Below are 21,475 nucleotides of genomic sequence, written 5' to 3' on the forward strand. Positions count from 1 at the left end.
GTAGGTGAGGTTTTATACCTCGCTTTCACTTTTAGTTCTTTATTATTTTAACTCCAAGCTGTCCTCTAAAAGCGAAGCGCCTCTAAACCTCTTTGTGAATAACAGCCCTTAAAAATATGAATGCACAAAGAGAAGAAAAAGAGGAGTAAATGAGAAGACAAAGTCCATTTGTTTAAGTTATATGATATTTCACCACCGAACTCACCGAGGCGCTGTACGCTACACAGAGAAAACACGAGTAATGGTTAGTCACTGCTCCTTGTTTTCTCCTTCACTTCTCGGTGGTGATTTAATTACTTGTTTACTAATGCATCCGACTAAATGTAAAAGCGGTGGTTTTAAACGCCAGCAAGCTGCGCGTCCACAGGTGTTTAACTCAAGTTAGGGTATGGTCTGTAGAAGAAACGTGCTCACGTTAGAAGTGTAGTTTCTAACCTTTAAAACTATTACTTTTAACTGTTTGTGATGGGTTTTCACCAAATAGTTGCGTGTAATCTTTAGCAAATTGTCCCGCATGCCAAAATCCCCAATTGGCTGCTATTACTGAAATTGGCTTATCTTGGTTTAATTTTTTTAGTTCCCGCCTTACATTATTTAAGCGTGTTAAACGTAAAAACCGCAAAGGGTTAATTCCTAAAATACTCTCAAAACTATACTGAAGTGTGCGCCTACTTACAAAAGCAAGCTCGCACAGCTCGGTTATGGTTATTGGGTTTTGTGGATTTGTGGCCACGTAATCTTTTACTTTATCTACTACGGCTTTTCTATGTTTATAACTTGGCGCAATATTTTGTTGTGGATTATCTGCTTGTAATAAGTGTAGTGCCAACATGTTTAGCATATCTTGTTGCGATTCGGTTTTAAGTCCAAAGCCCTTGCCTACAACCATGCTATTAATTATTTGCCTTGCCGTTTGCAATGATGAGTTACTCACCGATAAGCGAGCTGATTGGGCAGATGATAGGTTTTTCAATGTTACGCCTTGTAGTTGCGCCATATATTCAATTGAATTCCAATCGATTACCAAACCATAAATATTAAATTGCTCAGGGGTTATCAGCTCAAAGTCATTATCACTTGTACGGCACATAAATTGATTACTTGCCACACTTAGACCATTAATCTTACTTTGCTGCGACTGACAAGGAATGCCAAGCCAAACAGAATTGGGGGCGATGTTACATTGCTGACGAAGCGCTCGCTCGGTGTATTCTTTAAACACATGAATATTGACGTAATCTGTTTCTTCAATAAAACCATAAAAGCTGCCGTCGCTCATTTGATCGTATTTTTGCTGCCATTGAGTAAGGCTATGCGCTTGCTCGTCTATGTCATGTGTTTGCACCTTGCTCTTTAGTGGTGCGTTGTAGCTACTTTGCTGCGCCATATAGGGGATGCTCTTTTTCGTTACACTTTTATTATGGTTAAGTTAACACCGCTTTGCGTATGTAACCAATTGAATTGGATTAATAAATAATCTTTTGCCGAAATTCGATAGTTACTTGGTACAAAATAAGCTGTCTTGTAACTATTGAAAATTGATTTATAGCTAAAGATGCAGCAAAACCTATACCAAGGTTTATCATATTAGTTATGTGGAGTAAATCATGGGGCAAGCGTACAGTTACACTTTAGGTACACACACTTATAAATTCAAGAACTTAGCCCAGTTAATGGCTAAAGCAACGCCGCAACGTTCGGGTGATCGCTTAGCGGGCGTCATTGCACAATCAGCACAAGAACGTGCTGTGGCTCAAATGACATTGGCCGATGTACCTCTTAAAACATTTTTAAATGAGGTACTTATTCCCTACGAAGATGACGAAATTACACGCTTAATTATTGACGAGCACGATGCCAATGCCTTTATGGCTATTGCACATTTAACCGTAGGCGATTTTCGTAATTGGCTTTTAAGCGACTTTGCAACACCCGCTATACTTGCAAGTATAAGGCAAGGTATTACGCCCGAAATGGCTGCTGCTGTTAGCAAAATAATGCGCAATCAAGATCTCATATTAATTGCTAAAAAGTGCCATGTTACGAGTGCTTTTAGAAACACTATTGGCCTTCCTGGGCATTTATCTACACGTTTACAACCAAATCATCCAACTGACGATATTAACGGTATTGCTGCATGCATGCTTGATGGGCTGCTATACGGTAATGGCGATGCCGTAATAGGTATAAACCCAGCAACCGATAACGTTGCCCAAGCCATTAAATTAATGACATTAATGGATGATGTTATTCAAAAATACGCCATACCGACGCAAAGCTGTGTGCTTACCCATGTTACTAACACTATTGAATGTATAGAAGCTGGCGCACCGGTTGATTTGGTATTTCAATCGATTGGCGGCACGGAGGCTACTAACTCAAGTTTTGGTTTTAATTTAAATACCTTAGCTGAAGCGCAAGATGCCGCTTTGAGTTTAAAGCGCGGCACTGTTGGCAATAATGTGATGTATTTTGAAACTGGGCAAGGCAGTTCGCTTTCAGCAAATGCGCATCATGGGCTTGATCAGCAAACGTGTGAAGCTCGCGCTTATGCAGTTGCTCGTAAGTTTGATCCGTTACTGGTTAATACCGTGGTGGGGTTTATTGGCCCTGAATATTTGTTTGATGGTAAAGAAATTACCCGAGCAGGACTTGAGGATCACTTTTGCGCTAAGTTACTAGGCATACCGATGGGGTGCGACGTGTGTTACACCAATCATGCAGAGGCCGATCAAAACGATATGGATAATTTGCTAACGCTATTAGGTGTTGCAGGTTGCTCGTTTGTAATGGGAATACCTGGCTCTGACGATATTATGCTTAACTACCAAACTACGTCGTTTCATGATGCATTATATGTGCGTCGAGTTCTTGGCTCTAGACCCGCCCCTGAGTTTGAAGCATGGCTAAGCAAAATGAAAATTATGCAAAGCACTACCGACATCACACTTTCAGATACCTTGCCTCCCGCTTTTGCGAAACCTCTGGGTGCAATTACTGGAGGTGGCTCATGAAATCACGTTCAAAACCGACCACTCCATTAGATAACTCAGTAAACGAGCATAAAAATAACGGTAATGTAGTGCACAATCCTTGGAGTGATTTACGGCGTTTTACCGACGCCCGTATTGGGCTTGGTCGCGCTGGTATAAGTTTGCCAACCTCAGAAATGCTGGCTTTTCAGCTATCTCATGCACAAGCGCGTGATGCGGTGAGTTTTCCGCTTGATATTAACGAAATGACTGAGCAACTAGGCAGTATTAGTGCTCTAAAAGAGGTTGCCCCTCCCCTGCATTTACACAGCCAAGCCGTTGACAGGGTTACTTACCTTCAGCGACCCGATTTAGGCCGCAAACTTGATGAAAATGGTAGGCAAGTACTTCTCAGCTATATGAATAAACAAAAGCACACTGCGCAGGCTAAATACGATTTAGCAATTGTAGTGGTTGATGGACTTTCGTCGTTGGCGGTACAAAAAAATGCATACCCATTTATAACAGAGCTATTAACGCATCTTACAACAGACAAGCAATTTAAAATTGCTCCCATTACTTTGGTTGAGCAAGGGCGAGTAGCGATTGGCGACGATATAGGTGAGTTGCTAAATGCGCAGGTGGTTATGGTGTTAATAGGAGAGCGCCCAGGACTTAGTTCGCCAGATAGCCTTGGCTTGTATTTAACATGGGAGCCCAAAACAGGACTTAACGATGCATGTCGTAATTGCATATCGAATATTCGCCCTGCAGGCCTATCTTATACAGAAGCGGCGAGACGCGCACTGTACTTATTACGTGAAGCTAAAAAACTAAAACTAACTGGGGTTAATTTAAAAGACCGCACACAAGATGATGTAATTGAGCATCAGGTTTCAACCACTAACTTTTTAATTGCTGAGTAATTTTAATTAAAAACACATGAAATAAAAAAATAAAAACTAAACATCAACGGAGAAAGGTTATGTCTACTAATAATACAGAGTACCTTGCTAAAAGACAGTTAAAACGGGGTACTGCGGGGTGGTTATTGCTCGCAGGTTTGGGTGTGTCGTATGTAATATCGGGTGACTTTGCAGGCTGGAACTTTGGTATCGCCGAAGCCGGTTGGGGTGGTTTTGCCATTGCTGCAGTATTAATGGCGGTTATGTATTTAGCGCTTGTACTATCGCTTGCTGAAATGTCAGCTGCAATACCTGCTGCAGGCGGAGGTTATAGTTTTGCGCGTCAAGCTATCGGGCCAGCGGGAGGCTATTTAACCGGGCTTGCCGTATTAATTGAATACGCCTTAGCGCCCGCTGCTATTGTTATTTTTATAGGCTCGGCAGTTGAAGCCCTCACCGGATTTAATGGCCCATGGGTATATGCATTATTTTACTTACTATTTGTGGGAATTCATTTAGCGGGCGTAGGAGAAGCGCTTAAAGTAATGATGGTAATAAGTGGTTTAGCGGTATTAGCTATTATTGCAACGGCTTTTGTTTTAATCACAAATTTTGATGCATCGCGCTTATTTGACGTCCCCGTAACCGATGCAGTGGGAGCTAGTGAGTTTTTACCTTTAGGTTGGTACGGGGTTTGGGCTGCATTACCGTTTGCCATGTGGTTATTTTTGGCGGTTGAAGGTGTACCGCTTGCTGCTGAAGAAGCAAAAGATCCCGCTAAAGATGTGCCAAAAGGCATTATTGGTGCAATGATCTTTTTGTTATTTACTGCTTTTTTAGTTGTTGTTTTAGTGCCTGGTGCTGGCGGTGCTGCTGCAATGGGGGCAAGTGCAGTGCCTTTAGTTGATGCATTAAATGCATCGGGTAGTGAGGGCTTAGCAACCGTTGTAAATATATTAGGGCTTGCGGGTTTAGTTGCTTCGTTTTTCTCTATTATTTATGGTTATAGTCGCTTAGTGTTTGCTCTATCTAGAGCCGGTTATTTACCACGTTCGTTGTCTATTACGACTAATCGCAAAGTGCCAGCACGTGCGTTGATTGTACCTGCAGTATTTGGCTTTTTAGTATCACTCAGTGGTGAGGGTGATTTAATACTTGCAATGGCAGTAGTAGGTGCAACGCTCTCGTATGCATTAATGGCGCTGAGCCATATTTTACTTCGCGTTAAACAACCTGATTTACCTCGCCCGTACAAAACTCCAGGTGGCGTAGTTACGTCAAGTATTGCTTTAGTACTTTCGCTTATAGCATTAACGGGTGTGTATGCGTTTGACCCTCGTGCATTTTTATACACTATGGTGCTGTTTATTGTGGGCGCCGCATATTACTTTGGCTATAGCTCAAAACACTTAGTTGCTAAAAGCGCTGATGAAGAGTTTGCAATGTTGGCAAATGCAGAATCTGATTTAGAAATGGCTAAGTAGGTATTAATAGTTATTAAATATAAGTGAGGCTACCCCTCACTTATATTTTTATACGTACAATACGATGTAAAAATGGTGCCTGCATGTAGGCATCAAGTCCTTTATCTACTTTATTAATACCGTTTAAAACTAAAACTTTATGTTGCCGCGTAGCGCTTTGTTTTGCCCGTGTTTGGTTTTTTTGTCCATGCGCTTTCGCTGTGAATTACGGCTAGGTTTGGTGGCACGACGCGCTTTATTAACAACGGTAGCACTAAGTATTAAATCTTTTAAGCGCTTAAGGGCATCTTCTCGGTTTAGCTCTTGAGTACGATGGCTTTGCGCTTTAATTATTAAAACGCCCTCTTTGGTAATTCTTGTATCATTTAAGGCTAGCAAACGCTCTTTATAAAAATCAGGTAATTTAGAGCGGTTAATATCAAAGCGTAAATGAATTGCACTTGCGACTTTGTTAACATTTTGACCACCGGCACCTTGCGAACGAATAGCCGTTAGCTCTAGTTCCCATTCATCGATAGTGACAGTATTTGAAATTGTTAACATTGTGTTCAGCTCTATTTGTCAAAAATGTATTATATCATCAGTACATTAGCTTGTGGTGAATGAACTAAATTCTTAGAACTTAAATAAATTCTCATAAATTGTACTATAAAATCAGCCAATATATTATTTTGTGTTGGCAAGTGTTGCTTATTAGTTTCTAATTGGCACAACTTTAATACTAGGAAATGCTCAATGAAAAAAATACTTGTATCACTTAGCTTATTAGCAATGAGTTTCTCAAGCCTTGCAGTAGATATTAACGAAGGTCAACTTCAAAGCTATATGAAAGCACTGCCAGCTGTAACGAGCTGGGCAAGCAGCCAAGAGTCTTTAAAAGACTTAGACTTAGCAAGTATGTTAGGTGGTTCTGCAGATCAAAGTGTTGACGAACAAAGCTCTTTAGCTAATAGCGCACTAAGCATGATTAAAGAGCAAGACCTATACAAAAGCTTCGCGGGTGTTACAGGCCGCTACGGCTTTACACCAGAGCAACTAGTAACTGTAGGTTCTGAAGTATCAATGGCTTATATCGAAAACCTTAAATCGGGTTTATCTGCTGATAATCAAGAAACAGCGAATAAAGTAATGGGCGGTTTTCAAAGTATGAAAAGTGCTAAAGATAAAGGCGCTAGTTCGTTAATGGGTTCGTTTGGTAAATCGTCAAGCGCAGCTGAGGAGTCTACAGAGTCTTTAGTAAGCGAAAGCAACCTTGAACTTGTGAGCGAATACATGCCACAACTACAAAAGCTTTTTGCACTTCTATAAGTTTTATTGTTTTATAAAAAGGTGGCTTTTGCCGCCTTTTTTAATGCCTAATTTTTATATGACTTAGATAAATTACAATATTTTATAAGTAATACTGACCGGGACTATATGCAAAAACGGGGGAGTAAATTATTACTCCCCCGTTTTTATTTAGCGTACAGATTATTTAAGATCGAATCTGTCTGCGTTCATTACTTTTACCCATGCATTTACAAAGTCATGTACAAAGCGCTCTTTGTTGTCGTCTTGTGCATAAAACTCAGCAAGTGCGCGCAATATAGAGTTTGATCCAAATACTAAATCAACGCGTGTTGCAGTCCATTTAGTAGTGCCACTTTTACGGTCTACTATATTGTATAAACCTTTTTGAGTTGGCTCCCAACGGTTTGACATGTCAGTTAAGTTTACAAAGAAGTCGTTGGTTAATGAGCCTACGCTATTTGTAAATACACCATGCTCGCTGCCAGCATAGTTAGTACCTAGTACTCGCATCCCACCAATAAGTACCGACATTTCTGGTGCACTTAATCCCATTAGTTGGCTGCGCTCTAGTAATAACTCTTCCGCTGACACTGCGTAATCTTTTTTCAGCCAGTTTCTAAAACCATCGTGAATGGGTTCTAGTACATCAAACGATTCTGCATCAGTCATTTCGTCTGTTGCATCTCCACGTCCTGGAGCAAACGGCACGTTTACATCAACACCGGCTTGTTTTGCAGCTTGTTCTACGGCTGCTGTACCACCTAAAACAATTAAGTCGGCGATGCTAACAGGTTTACTCAAGCCAGCCTGCACTTTTTCAAGCGCACTAAGTACTGATGCTAAACGTTCTGGCTCATTACCTTGCCAATCTTTTTGCGGTGCTAAACGAATGCGTGCACCATTTGCGCCGCCACGTTTATCAGAACCACGATAAGTACGTGCGCTATCCCAAGCTGTATTTATTAAATCAGCGGCACTAACACCACAATTTAATAATGTCGTTTTTAAATTGCTAATTTCGTCGTCTGTTAATGTGTAATCAACGGTTGGAATTGGATCTTGCCAAATTAAGTCTTCGCTTGGTACGTCAGCACCTAAGTAACATGATTTAGGGCCTAAATCGCGGTGAGTTAGTTTAAACCAGGCACGTGCAAACACGTCTGAAAAGTAGTCAAAGTCGTTATAAAAACGCTCAATAATTTTACGGTACGTTGGGTCCACTTTCATGGCCATATCAGCATCTGTCATCATTGGGTTTAAACGAATTGATGAATCTTCTACATCGACAGGTTTGTCTTCTTCTTTAATATTAATAGGCTCCCACTGATGAGCGCCTGCAGGGCTTTTAGTGAGTTCCCATTCGTAGGTTAATAAAAGCTTACAGTATTCGTTATCCCATTGTGTTGGGTGCGTAGTCCATGCGCCCTCTACACCTGATGTAACTGTATCGCGGCCAATCCCACGGGTTGTAGTGTTATTCCAACCAAGGCCTTGCTCGTGTACGTCAGCTGCTTCTGGTTCTGGTCCTAAGTTTTCTGCTTTGCCATTACCGTGCGCTTTACCTACTGTGTGTCCGCCTACCGTTAATGCGGCGGTTTCTTCGTCATCCATTGCCATACGTGCAAAAGTTTCGCGAATTTGGGCCGCTGTTTTAAGCGGATCAGGAATACCATTTACACCTTCAGGGTTGACATAAATTAAGCCCATTTGTACTGCGGCTAATGGATTTTCCATGGTGTCTGGTTTATCTACACTTTCGTAACGGCCGTCACTTGGCGCTAACCATTCTTTTTCGGCTCCCCAGTAAACGTCTTTTTCAGGATGCCAAATATCTTCTCGGCCGCCGGCAAAACCAAAGGTTTTTAAGCCCATTGATTCGTATGCCATGTTGCCCGCTAAAATAATTAAGTCGGCCCATGAAAGCTTGTTACCGTATTTTTTCTTTATTGGCCAAAGTAAACGGCGCGCTTTGTCGAGGTTACCGTTATCTGGCCATGAATTTAGTGGCGCAAAACGTTGATTACCTGTACCACCGCCCCCTCTACCATCGGCTAAACGGTATGAACCCGCTGAGTGCCATGCTAAACGAATCATTAAACCGCCGTAATGTCCCCAATCGGCTGGCCACCAATCTTGGCTATCGGTCATTAAGCTTTTTACGTCTGTTTTTAGCGCGTCAAGATCGATTGATTTAAATGCTTCAGCGTAATTAAAGTCGCTATTGTATGGATTTGATTTGGTGTCGTGCTGATGAAGAATGTCTAAGTTTAGGGCATTTGGCCACCAATCAGTATTGGGATTAGACGTTTTAGTATTACTGCCGTGCATGACCGGACATTGGCCTGCTTTAGGGTTGCTCATTCTGGAATCCTTATAATAGAAAAGTAAAATACTTAATCAATCAGTATTGTTGTTTATGTATTTATAACTTTTTAAAAAGTAACGGTTATTTTTATTTAATCGGCTTACTTATTATTTAGTGTGCCTGCCTAAACACTTACGTATCCTTAATATAGGCGCATAAATTATGCTTCGCCAGCCTCAACATACTATTTAAAACGATTGCTCCAATTTATATTTTTGATTGGCCTTTTGCTAATGATGTATTTAACAATAGCTTGTAATTACATTCAAAATAATAGTAAAAATAAATCTGACGACGCTCGTGTAAGGTATTACGTAAGATAAAAAAACAAATTAGTGAATTAACCTTAACCTTTTTACTAGACCTGTGATCGAATTGAAAAATTTCGGCGTAATGGTATGTGAAGGGTTTGAAAGTGGCTTTAATTTATTTGAAGCGCACATTGGAATACCCCCCTTCACCATGAAATTGTAGTTATATAGTTATAATTATAAAGGTGCATTACTTAAGCCCAATGCACCTTTACTTTATAAACCGAATACTTTGAGTATTCTTATATTTTTAACTAATTGAATTGAATTAAGTATTTGTTCATAAAGATTCAGTTAGTATGAAGTTGTTCTCCTGTGAATCCCTACGACATATTGTTGTTTTAAGCAGTTTTTGCCAGCTCATATTGAGCTGGTTTTTTTTGCCTATTTTTTCTTAAAACCACCTAAGTATTAGCAAAATGATCATGCTTTACCCTATTATTGCTAAGCTCACTAGGTTAAAAAATTCTTACAACTATTGCTCCTATCTAAATTAGGTCAATTTTAATCCTGAAAAGTCAACGCGCCCTAGTGCCATTCAGCCCTGCATGTTAAAGTTATTACAGTAATTAATTTAATTAGGCGTACCGATGCGTTATTACCTATCTACACTTTTTGTTTGTTTAACTTTCTTTTCGGGCATAGTAAATTCTGCTGAACAAAAACCAGCAGCCCCTACAGCACAACAAGAGCAACAAGCCCTCAAACAACTTAAAGAGTCTATGTTTAAACCGCTAATGGAGCGCTACATACTCGACGAGCTAAAAGCCGTAAGGCAAGATCAACAAAAACTCCGTGAGGATGTAACTAAGCAAGTCACTCATGCACAGCTTGATACTGCAGATCGCGCATTAACGTACACTACCGATACTATTAATAATGTATTTTTTATAATTACCGCTACGGCTTCTATTTTGGTTTTAGTGGGCTGGAACTCACTACGCGATGTTAAAAACAAAGTAGAAGATATTGTAAATACACGTGTAAGTGTAATTACTGACGAGTATGAAGACCGATTAAAAATTCTTGAAGAAAAACTACGCGTACGCTCAGAAGAAATACTCAGTAACCAAGAGCGCATATCAGTTACCAACGAGGTTCATTCGTTATGGATGCGCGCCAATTTAGAAAGTGATTTTGCTAATAAAATTGAAATATTTGATGAGATTTTAAAACGTAAACCAGAGGATGTTGAAGCCATTGCTTATAAGGCCGATGCGTTATTAGAAATAAATGAAACAGCGCAAGCCATTGAGTTGTGTAATCAAGCCATTGATATAGATAGTGTCTATGGTTATGCCTATTGGCAACGAGCATGTGCTTATGCGCTAACACATAAGCATGCTGATGCATTAGCCGACATTAAAATGGCACTTGAATACTCTCCAAATTTACGTAATGAGCTATTACATGAGAGCGCATTTGCAAGCTTACATGACAACGACAGCTTTAATACGATAGTAGCTGGTGAAGTTGTTTAAGCACTCAGTATTTGGCCTGTATGATTAGGCGCAACATCATAAAAAAGGGCCTTGGCCCTTTTTTTGTTTTTAAAGATTAAGTTTGTTGTGTAATTAGAAGCTTTACTGCGCTCTACAAACTCTGCTCTACCGTAGAGTTAAGACCTAAAGTGATTAATTCACAAAGAGGTTTAGAGACGCTGCGCTTTTAGAGAAGAGCTTTGAAGTTAAAATAATCAGAAGTTGTGCTTCTAACATGAGCAACAAGTCATACTCTGAACTTGGTATAAACACTTCTATTCGCGCAGGTTACAAGCTTTTAAAGTAACGCTTGTACTTTTATAATGCCGAGTCAGCATTGGTTTTGCTCTTCTCATTTGCTCCTCTTTTTCTTCTCTGCGTGCATATTGTTTTTTAGGGCNTTTTTCTTCTCTGCGTGCATATTGTTTTTTAGGGCTGTTATACACAAATAGGTTTAGAGATGCTGCGCTTTTAGAGAAGAGCTTAGAAGTTAAAATAATAAAAACAATCAGAAACTGTGCTTCTAACATGAGCAACAAGTCATACTTTAAACTTGGTATAAACACTTCTATTCGCGCAGGTTACAAGCTTTTAAAGCAACGCTTGTACTTTTATAATGCCGAGTCAGCATTGGTTTTGCTCTTCTCATTTGCTCCTCCTTTTCTTCTCTGCGTGCATATTGTTTTTTAGGGCTGTTATACACAAATAGGTTTAGAGATGCTGCGCTTTTAGAGTAGTTAGCTTAAGTAATTAGAAGCTGTGCTTCTCGCGCGAGCAAGCTTAGCGCCTACGTGGAAAACTTAACGCGGTGGTTAAAATTCACTTGTAGACGCGCTGCTTGCGGGCGTTTAAAAACGTAGTTTTTAGGATGGGTGATTAAGTAATTAGAAGCTGCGCTTCTCGCGCGAGCGAGCTCTGCGCCTACGTGGAAAACTTAACGCGGTGGCTAAAATCCACCTGTAGACGCGCTGCTTGCAGGCGTTTAAAAACTCAGTTTTTAGATAGCTGAATTAAATAATTAGAAGCTTCGCTTCTCGCGCGAGCAAGCTCTGCGCCTACAACACAGCAAATCACGTCAAAATCCGATGCAATATTGTATGGTGGCTTATTTTCTTCAGGCATAAAAAAAGCCGCATAAAATGCGGCTTTGGAGGTTTAGTCTCACTTCACTTTGGGCGTGTCTCCAAAACTTAGTGAATACGTTACCAAGGAACTGTTATGTATTATTTAAGCTATTGACTCTAATGCAATTTTAACCATTTCGTTAAACGTGCTTTGACGCTCATCAGCAGGTGTTGCTTCGCCAGTGATTACGTGGTCACTTACTGTAAATAATGCCATTGCGTTTGCGCCGTATTCAGCTGCAACGCCGTATAAACCTGCTGTTTCCATATCTACTGCTAGCATGCCTAACTTGTCTAAGTCTTTATAGAACGAATCATCTGCTTGATAGAATGTATCTGTCGTAAATACGTTACCTACTTTTGCTTTAATTCCTAGCTCTTTAGCAGCGTTTACGCCGTTTAAAAGTAGGTCAAAGTTAGCAATAGCAGCAAAATCGTAGCCACGTACGCGTGCACGGTTTACGTTTGAATCTGTGCTTGCACCTTGTGCAAAAATTACGTCACGAATTTTGATATCTGTGCCAATACCGCCACACGTACCAATACGTATAATATTTTTAACGCCAAAGCTTACAATTAGCTCACGTGCATAAATAGACATTGATGGGATGCCCATGCCTGAACCCATGATACTTACTGGCTTACCTTTGTAAGTACCAGTGAAACCGTACATGTTACGAACGCCTGTAACTTGTACTGCATCATCTAAAAAGTTTTCAGCAATATATTGCGCACGTAGCGGATCGCCTGGCATTAATACTGTTTCGGCGAAATCACCAACGTTTGCACTGATATGCGGAGTACTCATTAATTGTTTTCCTTTTTATTTGGCATTTTTAGCTCATTTAAAAAGCTGTCGCCGTAATCAAGCGCAGATAAGCTAAACCACTGTGCCAGTGTTTGACCTATATCTGCAAAGCTGTTGCGTTCACCTAATGGTGTGTTACTCATACCTGGTTGGTATGCAATAACAGGTACGTATTCACGAGTGTGCTCAGAACCTGGAAAGGTTGGGTCACAGCCATGATCTGCAGTGATCATTAATACGTCATCTGCTTTTAACTGATTTAGTATAGTTGGTAAATAGTCATCAAATTCTTTTAATGCTTTTGCGTATCCTACTGGATTACGACGATGACCAAATTTTTCATCAAAATCAACTAGGTTAGTAAAGATTAAGCTACGATCTGGCGCGCTTTCCATTACTTCGCTGGTTTTTTCTAGCAAGTTCATAAGCCCAGGTGCTTTATGCTTTTGGGTTATGCCCTGATGCGCGTAAATATCTGAAATTTTACCAATACTAATTACTTCGCCGCCGTCTTTTGCTAGTACATCTAGCAATGTTGGTGCTGGCGGAAGTACTGAATAGTCACGACGATTACCCGTTCGAGCAAAGTCTTGGCTATTTGAACCCAAAAATGGCCGCGCAATCACTCGTCCTATATTCATTTCATCAAGTAGCGCCCGTGCGATTTCGCAAACTTGATAAAGCTTCTCTAGGCCGAATGACTCTTCATGCGCGGCTATTTGAAACACGCTATCAGCTGAGGTGTAACAGATTGGTTTACCTGTTTTTACGTGCTCTTCACCTAGCTGTTCTAAAATGGTAGTTCCTGATGCATGGCAATTGCCTAAAATGCCAGGAATACCTGTACGAGCAATAAACTCGTCTATAAATTCTTGTGGGAAACTTGGCTGTGTTTTTGGGAAATATCCCCAATCAAATAACACAGGTACGCCTGCCATTTCCCAATGACCTGATGGCGTGTCTTTTCCGCTAGAGATTTCTTTAGCGTAACCCCATGCACCTTGAGGAGCTTGGCGGTCTGAAATTAAACACGGTTCGCCACCGGCAGCTTCGCATGCATCCACTAACCCAAGTTTTGATAGGTTAGGAAGCGACAATGCACTGCCTGTTTCGTCGTAATATGCTTTTAGTAAGTGAGCGAATGTATTAGCCCCAAGATCGCCGAATTTATCTGCATCTGGTGCTGCACCGATTCCTAGGCTATCTGCCATTAAAATAATTGCTCTTGCCATTTTGACCTCACTTTGATTCTAGGTGGTTACTTTATCCGCTGATCGAATTTTCCGTACAGGACAAAAGTCCTGTTTCATAAAACCTAAACATTATAAATTTGCACCCTTGAGCGAAGCAAAAGAGATTAATCGTGTCTTTTTTGCTATTGTGATCTACCAACAATATATCTTTCTGTGTGGATGAGAACTTTAGTGACACGAACTACTATTATAGCCATTGCAGGCGCATCAGCGTCGGGCAAATCTCTTTTTAGCCAAACAATTTACAATGAATTGGTTAATGAGCTTGAACCAGGCGCTATCGCCATTATTGAAGAAGATGCTTATTACAAGGATCAGTCGCATTTGCCGATGGCTCATCGTACGCAAACAAATTACGACCATCCAGATGCATTTGAACACGCATTAATGCTTGAGCATTTAACGCAACTTCGTTGTGGTAACTCAGTAGAAGTACCAACGTATGATTATGCACAGCACACGCGTAGCGCAACCACACGCCGAGTGCCAGCTGCTAAAATACTCATTGTTGAAGGTATTTTACTATTGAGTGATAAAGCGCTTAATAAAGAATTTGATATTAAGGTGTTTATAGACACACCTTTAGATATTTGTTTAATGCGTCGTATGCAACGTGATATGGAGCAACGAGGCAGAACATTACAATCTGTTGTTGAGCAATATCAGGCAACTGTTAGACCGATGTTTTATCAATTCATTGAGCCTTCTAAGCATAACGCTGATTTAGTTGTGACTCGAGGCGGCATGAACCGCGTTGCGATTGATATAATAAAAAGTAAAATTAAATATTTACTACAAGAATAACAACGGGAAACATTTGTATGACAACATTTATGAGCTTAGTAGGCATGTGTGTGCTACTAAGCATTGCCTTTGCTGCGTCAACTAATCGCAAGGCAATTAATTTAAGAACCGTTGGTATAGCATTTGCGATGCAAATTGTTATAGGCGGTTTTGTTCTGTTTTTCGAAGCAGGAAAAAATGTGTTAACTAGCATGTCATCAGCCGTCTCGTCGGTTATTGGTTATGCTAATGATGGTATTGGGTTTTTATTTGGTCCACTTGCCTCACAAGACACATTAGGTTTTATTTTTGCAATTCAAGTTTTGCCAGTTATCGTGTTTTTCTCAGCGCTTGTTGCTGTGTTATATCACCTTGGCATTATGGATTGGATAATTAGGATTTTAGGCGGCGGTTTACAAAAATTATTGAAGACCTCTCGCACAGAATCGCTTTCAGCAACTGCAAATATTTTTGTAGGCCAAACTGAAGCACCGTTAATAGTTAAGCCATTTATAGCAACGATGACAAAATCGGAATTGTTTGCAGTAATGGTAGGTGGCTTAGCCACTGTAGCAGGCTCTGTAATGGCCGGTTACGTAATTATTGGCGTAGATCTTAAGTATCTTATTGCTGCGAGCTTTATGGCTGCACCAGGTGGTTTCTTAATGGCCAAGATGATTGTGCCAGAAACTGAAACGCCTAGAGATAACTTAGCTGATTTAGATTTAGATGACGAAGATAAGCCTGTAAATGTAATTGATGCAGCTGCATCAGGTGCTGCAAACGGTATGCATTTAGCACTTAATGTAGGTGCAATGTTACTTGCTTTTGTAGCGCTAATTGCACTATTAAACGGTTTATTAGGCGGTATTGGCGGGTGGTTTGATTACCCAACATTAACGCTTCAAGAAATATTAGGTTATGTATTTGCTCCAGTTGCATGGTTACTAGGTGTGCCATGGGATGAAGCGATTATAGCCGGCAGCTTTATTGGTCAAAAGATAGTAGTAAACGAGTTTGTTGCTTACTTAGACTTTATAAATTATCGCGATACGTTAAGCGCGCACACACAAGCAATCGTTACTTTTGCTTTATGTGGGTTTGCTAACTTATCATCGATAGCCATTTTACTAGGTGGGTTAGGCGGTATGGCGCCTAGTCGGCGGAAGGATATCGCACGCTTAGGGCTCAGAGCAGTGTTAGCAGGATCTATGGCTAACCTTATGAGCGCAGCAATTGCTGGGTTTTTCCTCTCGCTAGCTTAGAAACTTATTGAGATGAACACCGGTGTTGCAAAACAAGAGGATAGCGCTTTAAGGGGTTAAAGCTCTATCTGACTTGAACGATACTTCACCAAGGGCCGCAAGGCCCTTTTATCGTTTTAGGCCTTAATTTTTAGCCTCAACTACTTCTAACCTCGAACCACTTATCTATCTAGCCCCCTTTATAGTTATACATAACTCAAATAAACCAATATCTTAGTAACAAGTTCACATAAATAATTTTTGTATTTTTCATATTTTCAGCCACACTTATTATTACTTAAGCTAACCGAATGACGATTCGCTATTGTGAAATATATTCTTTATTCTCTTTTTTTAATTTGTTCTGTGTATGTTCAAGCAAAGGAAGCCCTGCTTGTTGTTACAGAGTTAGCACCACCAAACCAAGTATTGATTAATGGCGAGGTAGCAGGTGAAGGTACTCAGTTTATCAGAGATATATTTGCTGAGGCTGATCTCACACCTAACATTCAAATGTATCCTTGGGCACGTGCTTATAAAATTGCAGATGAGTTAAAAAACACCTTTATATACAGCCTTGCACGCACTGTAGAGCGAGAAAATAAATTTTATTGGATTGGACCAGTTGGACGATTTGAGCTGGGCTTTATCGGCCTATCAGAGCGAAATGATCTTATTATAAATAATACTGAACAAGCAAAAGTGTATAAAATTGCGATGCAACGCAATGACTTTTCAACACAAACCCTCACTAAACTTGGATTTGAAGTTGTTTTAACCTCTGATATTCAAAAATCATACTCTTTACTATTAGCTAAAAAAGTAGATTTAATTGTAGACGATCCATTATATATGCAGCAGATGAGCGACTACCTAAAGCTCAAACCAGCACACTTAAGGTTTATCTATAAAATAGATGAGCTAACAATTGATGCTTATTTAGCTGCAAATAAAAAAACAGATATGCGTTTAATTGAAGCGTTGCAAGCTGCATTTTTAAAAATAAAGCAAAATAAAGGGCTGCCTTACGAAAGATAAATCATTGAAGATAAGTATGCTTATGGGCGACAAAATCATCTTTCATTTTTAACTTTTTATATTCTTCATAAAATTGCTTTATGACATGCTCTGGTACTGATTTATTAAATGCAATGTAATTGCTCACAAGCGCACAAAGATATAATTTTTACAGCCTTTCAGCACCTTCCCCACTTTATAGTCAAAGGTTCCAGCTGATGCATTATTGTCATTATGAGCCCCAAATTAGATCTATTTTTCTTTTTAAAAACAAATCCATATATTGTTTTCGCCTCCAAAAATTAGTAAGTTTTCGCCCGCTTTAAAACCAATTTTATTTACGCCTAGAGCTGAATTATTTTTTCGGCGTAAAATTTAGACCACATACTTAATGGAATTGGTATAACTTACTTATCAGCTTTGAGCTTATAAAAGAAAGTTTGACTCGCGCCTAGCGGCCCAGCCCAATAAAATGGTGGGTCACGTTCGATGTTTTTAATTATTGAAACAATGCCAAAGTAAGGGGCTTTTAAACTAAGTTATAAGCACGCTTCCAAGGAAGCAATTTAAACTCGCAGGTTATATCAATAGCTGTGCAAATATCTTTTACAATATCGAGAGTAATCAACAAGCTGATCTTTGTCGTTTTGAATTTATAAGGGAGAAATGTTCGGTATAAATTACAAGCTTAAACTCACTTGCATTAGCGCAATGACTTAGAAGAATAGAAAAACAAATATTAGGAGGGGCTTAATAATAGCAATATCATTTAGTTAATTTACAGTGGTAATGGGCGTTGCTTGGTTTGAGTCAAATTTCAGACACAAAAAAAGCGCCTTAAGCGCTTTTTTTCATTTTACTTAAAAAGTAAAATTATACAGCTGTGATGTTATCAGCTTGTGGACCTTTTTGACCTTGTGAAAGAGTAAACTCTACACGTTGGCCTTCAGCTAAAGTTTTGAAACCTTCGCTTTTGATTGCTGAGAAATGTGCGAAAACGTCTGGGCCATTTTCTTGCTCGATGAAACCAAAACCTTTAGACTCGTTAAACCACTTAACTGTACCTGATACGATGTTAGACATTGTAATATCCTGAAATAAAAATAAAAATATGCTCATAAGAGCGGGTGTAGCAAAAAATGAGATGGTACTTTAAAAACTTCAGGACGGTACTACAAGTATTACTTATATCGAAATGGAGATTTATAGCTTACATGCTTTCTTTCTAGCTGCGGCCCACTATATAGAGTTTAAATAATATGTCAAGTACCTATCTATAATCAGAATAATAACAACCAAAACTACTTTTAGTTGTTATTAAAATTCAAATTCTAATGCGAGCCTAAAACTATGGTTTTTTTCTGATTGGCTTATCTCAGTGATGAAACCCGCTTCCCATTTTAATTGCTTTTGCCCATCAAAGCGCTGTAAACCTATAAAGCCAGGCCCTATACCAATAAAGTCTTCACCTACGTAAACCTCTATAGAAGGCTGGAAAGCAGAGCGATATCGATAGCGATATTGTGCTCTAAACTCACTTTCCCATTCGTTTTTAATGTCTTGCCCCCATTCATAAACCAAAAAAGCATTTAGCGTAAGACTTGTTTTTCCAAATTCTTTTTCGATCACAAAACCCGAGGTTGCCTCATACACATCTTCGTTATGCTTTTTTTCAAGCTCAAATAACGCCCCCCAATCAGCCCATAATTTACCTTGTTCAATTAATTGCCAACGTAGCTCAAGCTCATAAGCTTCTAATCCAAAGTCGCCGTTGTCGTCTCGCTCACCAACTAAATAGCCTTCGAGTGCCATTGTATCGTTAATAGCACCACCGCCACCCAAACGCTGCGCTAGTATGTTGCCACTATCTGTTTGGTGCGACACTAATCGCCACTCAAATTCACGCTCAAAAGGCAAAACATAGGGGTGATATACCTTATCAACAACAATACCATCAGCCTTTGCTTGGATTGAGAATACCAACAAACAAAGAGCGGTAAAACTAAGCGCTAAAAATAGGTTGAGTGCTTTCATACACGTTCCTTAGTTATTGAAGCCGAAATAACATAACAAAGTAATAAAAATAACACGCTGCTTGTACTATATATAAGTACACTCATTAAATCAGGAGTGGCCTCGTAACCAACAAGAGCTCGCAATACGCGGCCTAGCTCAGAGTTTTCGCTTAACACATTACGTAAGTCCCACACTGTTGAGGTATTTGTAATTAAATCTATTTGGCTTGCCAAATCCAGTGCAACTAATAACTTAGCCGCGCTGTTAAAAGCAAGCAAAGTAAAAAGCGGGTACATACCAAAACGGTGCTTAATTGCATTCATTAAAAAGTACAGCAATACGCTAAAACTTAAACAAATTCCCACACCTAATAAAGTGCCAATAAATAAGCTTTGCCCTGCATCATTATTTTGCCAAAAACTGGTGAGGTAAATAATATAGTGGCTTAAATACAGCGTTATTGTGCTTATAACTGCGATATAAAATGCCGCTGACTTTTGCTTTAGTGCAAATACCAATACAGCAATAAATATAGTGATACATAGCCCTATTTGTGAGTACTCTAACCCTTGGTGTTCAAACCACTGGCTCACCCACGACGCACTTTGCATGTACAAAAACGACATTACCGCGCCTATTACTAAAGCAGAGCCTATTTTTAAAGAGCTTTGTTTTTTAACTACTTGTAGTAGCACTAATAAAATAGCCACTGGTAGTAATTGGTTAAGGCTCATGACTAAACTAGTTATTAGCATGCTGTGCCCCTTCATCGCTAACTATAACAACGCCCCTTGCTGTATTTGGCGAAAACTCACCAAAAAACTCGTAATGCCCTTTACTTAGTGGCCCTATATAAATAATGCTTTTACGATTTGGGTAGAGTACTTTTTCTCTGTTTAGATCAAAGCTATCAAACTCTTCTGGTGTGCTGTCTTGGTTTTCTATCAATAGTTTTACTTTTTTATTTGCGGGAATAATTATTTGCGAGGGATAAAACAAATGATCTTTTAAAATAATAAGGTACTCTTTACTCGCCGCGTTAAACGACAAAAATAGCAAACAACAAAGACATTGATTGAATAAACGTTTAGTCACTTTTTACTCCTGTAAAAGTAACCTTAACGGTTAGTCCGCCTAAAGGGCTATTCGCTAAATGAATACTTGCGCCATAAATAGCAATTATGTGTTGAACAATCGCCATACCTAAACCCGCACCTTGCTCGCCTGATGGATGTTGATCGCCACCCACGCGATAAAAGCGATTAAATATTCGCTCTTTTTGCTCTTCAGTCATGCCCGCACCAGAATCATCAATTTGCCAACTATAGCTGTTATTACTTGATGCTAATTTAATTATTATTTGACCATTATTGGGGGTGTATTTTATGGCATTGCTAAGTAAATTAGCGATGAGTGTGGTTAATGTAAACTCATCACCATTAATAATAAAATCATCACCTTCGAGGCTAATCGTTTGATTTTTTTCGTCTACTTTGTCGTATTGCTCCGATACGGCTTGCTGAGTAATCGTTAACAATGACTGCTCGCTAAACTGCCTCTGCCATTGCTCAGGCTGAGTGCGTCCTAAAATTAGCATTTGTTCAACAATATTACTTAAGCGATTAATGCCTTGTGACATAGCTTGTAATTCTTGATGGTTTTGCGAGCTGCTTTGCTTATTAGCTAAATTGTGTACATTAATTTTTAAACTACTAAGCGGGGTACGTAATTCGTGAGCTGCATCTGAGGCAAAAAAGCGCTCCCGTAAGTAGGCAGTTTCTACGCGTTTAAATAAGTCGTTTAAACGATTAATAACCGGTTTAATTTCTTCGTCGGTTACCTGCCAGTTAATTGGCGTAAAGTCGTTTGCTTGGCGAGTAGCCAGCTGCTTAGATAATCGAGTAAGAGGGGCTAATGCGTATTTAACAAAAAAGCTAATAAAAATAGCAAGCAGAGGGACTGCCCATAGCATAGGTAACATTGCAGATAAAATAACTGCTTCAGCTAATTCAAACCGCTTTGCCATAGGTTCAGCAACAATGACTTTACGGGTGTTTTTACTCATCACAAACACTCGCATACGCTGCCCTGCTACATTGGCAGTTTGAAAGCCCTCGCTAAAACTAATTTGGTTATTCGTTAAACTCGATGAGCCGCTAAGTAAACTATTGTTTTGCCAAATTTGATACAACAACTGAGCACTATTATTGCTTACTTGTACTGCATTTGTGCTTAGTGCTAATGGTTGCTCAATTAAAACGCCAGCCACTATTTTAAGTTCATTATCAAGCAAGTTTTCGCCGTGGCGCATGCTTTTTTGATAGCCTTTTACTAATGCTAAAAAGCAAGTAAGCACCATCATTGAAAGTAAAATTAAGGTCAGACGTTTACGAATAGACATTTTCAACCTCGAAAGATAAAC

19 protein-coding genes are annotated in these 21,475 nt (G+C 39.6%); 8 read left to right on the top strand and 11 right to left on the bottom strand.

From position 1 onward, the window contains the following. Window positions 1-430: 430 nt before the first annotated feature. Window positions 431-1,387, bottom strand: coding sequence for a helix-turn-helix domain-containing protein (locus tag I6F47_RS14210; protein ID WP_197184070.1), 957 nt, complete (start codon window positions 1,385-1,387; stop codon window positions 431-433). A gap of 220 nt (window positions 1,388-1,607) precedes the next feature. Here I6F47_RS14210 and I6F47_RS14215 point away from each other — a divergent pair, with 220 nt between their 5' ends. The 3 genes from I6F47_RS14215 to eat are packed head-to-tail and all read left to right on the top strand — an operon-like array spanning window position 1,608 to window position 5,361. Further along, on the top strand, window positions 1,608-3,014 hold the full coding sequence (locus tag I6F47_RS14215; RefSeq protein ID WP_197184071.1) for an ethanolamine ammonia-lyase subunit EutB: 1,407 nt from the start codon (window positions 1,608-1,610) through the stop codon (window positions 3,012-3,014). Further along, window positions 3,011-3,898 (top strand): ethanolamine ammonia-lyase subunit EutC, encoded by an 888-nt coding sequence (eutC, locus tag I6F47_RS14220; protein WP_165735964.1) that lies wholly within the window; start codon window positions 3,011-3,013, stop codon window positions 3,896-3,898. The genes I6F47_RS14215 and eutC overlap by 4 nt, the downstream gene beginning before the upstream one ends. A 59-nt stretch (window positions 3,899-3,957) precedes the next feature. Beyond that, window positions 3,958-5,361 carry an ethanolamine permease gene (gene eat / locus I6F47_RS14225; RefSeq protein WP_197184072.1) on the top strand — a complete coding sequence of 468 codons (1,404 nt, stop codon included), beginning with the start codon at window positions 3,958-3,960 and terminating at the stop codon, window positions 5,359-5,361. 129 nt (window positions 5,362-5,490) lie between these two features. Here the strand turns inward: eat and arfB are convergent, their stop codons facing one another. Beyond that, window positions 5,491-5,904 (bottom strand): alternative ribosome rescue aminoacyl-tRNA hydrolase ArfB, encoded by a 414-nt coding sequence (gene arfB / locus I6F47_RS14230; RefSeq protein WP_007583522.1) that lies wholly within the window; start codon window positions 5,902-5,904, stop codon window positions 5,491-5,493. A gap of 192 nt (window positions 5,905-6,096) precedes the next feature. Between arfB and I6F47_RS14235 the strand changes: the two genes are divergently transcribed. Further along, window positions 6,097-6,669 carry a hypothetical protein gene (locus I6F47_RS14235; protein ID WP_010555231.1) on the top strand — a complete coding sequence of 191 codons (573 nt, stop codon included), beginning with the start codon at window positions 6,097-6,099 and terminating at the stop codon, window positions 6,667-6,669. Between the two features lie 162 nt (window positions 6,670-6,831). Here I6F47_RS14235 and katG read toward each other — a convergent pair whose 3' ends face one another. Beyond that, entirely contained in the window at window positions 6,832-9,012 is a 2,181-nt protein-coding gene (katG, locus tag I6F47_RS14240; RefSeq protein ID WP_165735961.1) for a catalase/peroxidase HPI, read from the bottom strand. Between the two features lie 905 nt (window positions 9,013-9,917). Between katG and I6F47_RS14245 the strand changes: the two genes are divergently transcribed. Further along, window positions 9,918-10,808, top strand: a complete 891-nt coding sequence (locus I6F47_RS14245; protein WP_007583526.1) for a tetratricopeptide repeat protein — start codon at window positions 9,918-9,920, stop codon at window positions 10,806-10,808. A 990-nt stretch (window positions 10,809-11,798) separates the two neighbouring features. On the opposite strand, the gene I6F47_RS20685 is transcribed toward I6F47_RS14245, so the two are convergent. From I6F47_RS20685 to I6F47_RS14260, 3 genes are all read right to left on the bottom strand, one after another. Beyond that, window positions 11,799-11,930, bottom strand: coding sequence for a hypothetical protein (locus I6F47_RS20685; protein WP_269435555.1), 132 nt, complete (start codon window positions 11,928-11,930; stop codon window positions 11,799-11,801). Between the two features lie 105 nt (window positions 11,931-12,035). Beyond that, entirely contained in the window at window positions 12,036-12,740 is a 705-nt protein-coding gene (deoD, locus tag I6F47_RS14255) for a purine-nucleoside phosphorylase (RefSeq protein WP_002959109.1), read from the bottom strand. Then, window positions 12,740-13,972 carry a phosphopentomutase gene (locus I6F47_RS14260; RefSeq protein WP_024591525.1) on the bottom strand — a complete coding sequence of 411 codons (1,233 nt, stop codon included), beginning with the start codon at window positions 13,970-13,972 and terminating at the stop codon, window positions 12,740-12,742. The genes deoD and I6F47_RS14260 overlap by 1 nt, the downstream gene beginning before the upstream one ends. Before the next feature lie 192 nt (window positions 13,973-14,164). On the opposite strand from I6F47_RS14260, the gene udk reads away from it, so the two are divergent. From udk to I6F47_RS14275, 3 genes are all read left to right on the top strand, one after another. Continuing rightward, window positions 14,165-14,797, top strand: coding sequence for a uridine kinase (udk, locus tag I6F47_RS14265; protein ID WP_007583533.1), 633 nt, complete (start codon window positions 14,165-14,167; stop codon window positions 14,795-14,797). Between the two features lie 17 nt (window positions 14,798-14,814). Then, complete coding sequence (locus I6F47_RS14270; RefSeq protein WP_007583535.1) at window positions 14,815-16,041, top strand: NupC/NupG family nucleoside CNT transporter; 1,227 nt, start codon at window positions 14,815-14,817, stop codon at window positions 16,039-16,041. Between the two features lie 306 nt (window positions 16,042-16,347). Further along, on the top strand, window positions 16,348-17,058 hold the full coding sequence (locus I6F47_RS14275; RefSeq protein WP_197184074.1) for a transporter substrate-binding domain-containing protein: 711 nt from the start codon (window positions 16,348-16,350) through the stop codon (window positions 17,056-17,058). Between the two features lie 852 nt (window positions 17,059-17,910). Here I6F47_RS14275 and I6F47_RS14280 read toward each other — a convergent pair. From I6F47_RS14280 to I6F47_RS14300, 5 genes are all read right to left on the bottom strand, one after another. Further along, on the bottom strand, window positions 17,911-18,120 hold the full coding sequence (locus I6F47_RS14280; RefSeq protein WP_002959120.1) for a cold-shock protein: 210 nt from the start codon (window positions 18,118-18,120) through the stop codon (window positions 17,911-17,913). Window positions 18,121-18,354: 234 nt separating this feature from the next. Next, complete coding sequence (locus tag I6F47_RS14285; protein ID WP_197184075.1) at window positions 18,355-19,071, bottom strand: hypothetical protein; 717 nt, start codon at window positions 19,069-19,071, stop codon at window positions 18,355-18,357. Beyond that, a complete protein-coding gene (locus I6F47_RS14290; RefSeq protein WP_197184076.1) occupies window positions 19,068-19,808 on the bottom strand; it encodes an iron transporter in 741 nt (246 codons plus the stop codon). Before I6F47_RS14290 ends, I6F47_RS14285 begins: the two co-directional genes overlap by 4 nt. After that, the gene (locus I6F47_RS14295) at window positions 19,795-20,148 is read right to left on the bottom strand and encodes a cupredoxin domain-containing protein (RefSeq protein ID WP_024591521.1); all 354 of its coding nucleotides are present in this window, start codon (window positions 20,146-20,148) and stop codon (window positions 19,795-19,797) included. Before I6F47_RS14295 ends, I6F47_RS14290 begins: the two co-directional genes overlap by 14 nt. Beyond that, window positions 20,141-21,454, bottom strand: coding sequence for an ATP-binding protein (locus I6F47_RS14300; RefSeq protein WP_197184077.1), 1,314 nt, complete (start codon window positions 21,452-21,454; stop codon window positions 20,141-20,143). Before I6F47_RS14300 ends, I6F47_RS14295 begins: the two co-directional genes overlap by 8 nt. Window positions 21,455-21,475 lie beyond the last annotated feature (21 nt).

The sequence above is a fragment of the Pseudoalteromonas sp. NZS37 genome, from assembly GCF_015864265.1.
Lineage (GTDB): Bacteria > Pseudomonadota > Gammaproteobacteria > Enterobacterales > Alteromonadaceae > Pseudoalteromonas > Pseudoalteromonas arctica.

Bases quoted from the DNA above. Each gene is read 5' to 3' on its own strand.
- I6F47_RS14210 (WP_197184070.1), bottom strand. From the start codon at position 1,387: ATGGCGCAGCAAAGTAGCTACAACGCACCACTAAAGAGCAAGGTGCAA.
- I6F47_RS14215 (WP_197184071.1), top strand. From the start codon at position 1,608: ATGGGGCAAGCGTACAGTTACACTTTAGGTACACACACTTATAAATTC.
- eutC (WP_165735964.1), top strand. From the start codon at position 3,011: ATGAAATCACGTTCAAAACCGACCACTCCATTAGATAACTCAGTAAAC.
- eat (WP_197184072.1), top strand. From the start codon at position 3,958: ATGTCTACTAATAATACAGAGTACCTTGCTAAAAGACAGTTAAAACGG.
- arfB (WP_007583522.1), bottom strand. From the start codon at position 5,904: ATGTTAACAATTTCAAATACTGTCACTATCGATGAATGGGAACTAGAG.
- I6F47_RS14235 (WP_010555231.1), top strand. From the start codon at position 6,097: ATGAAAAAAATACTTGTATCACTTAGCTTATTAGCAATGAGTTTCTCA.
- katG (WP_165735961.1), bottom strand. From the start codon at position 9,012: ATGAGCAACCCTAAAGCAGGCCAATGTCCGGTCATGCACGGCAGTAAT.
- I6F47_RS14245 (WP_007583526.1), top strand. From the start codon at position 9,918: ATGCGTTATTACCTATCTACACTTTTTGTTTGTTTAACTTTCTTTTCG.
- I6F47_RS20685 (WP_269435555.1), bottom strand. From the start codon at position 11,930: ATGCCTGAAGAAAATAAGCCACCATACAATATTGCATCGGATTTTGAC.
- deoD (WP_002959109.1), bottom strand. From the start codon at position 12,740: ATGAGTACTCCGCATATCAGTGCAAACGTTGGTGATTTCGCCGAAACA.
- I6F47_RS14260 (WP_024591525.1), bottom strand. From the start codon at position 13,972: ATGGCAAGAGCAATTATTTTAATGGCAGATAGCCTAGGAATCGGTGCA.
- I6F47_RS14270 (WP_007583535.1), top strand. From the start codon at position 14,815: ATGACAACATTTATGAGCTTAGTAGGCATGTGTGTGCTACTAAGCATT.
- I6F47_RS14280 (WP_002959120.1), bottom strand. From the start codon at position 18,120: ATGTCTAACATCGTATCAGGTACAGTTAAGTGGTTTAACGAGTCTAAA.
- I6F47_RS14285 (WP_197184075.1), bottom strand. From the start codon at position 19,071: ATGAAAGCACTCAACCTATTTTTAGCGCTTAGTTTTACCGCTCTTTGT.
- I6F47_RS14290 (WP_197184076.1), bottom strand. From the start codon at position 19,808: ATGCTAATAACTAGTTTAGTCATGAGCCTTAACCAATTACTACCAGTG.
- I6F47_RS14300 (WP_197184077.1), bottom strand. From the start codon at position 21,454: ATGTCTATTCGTAAACGTCTGACCTTAATTTTACTTTCAATGATGGTG.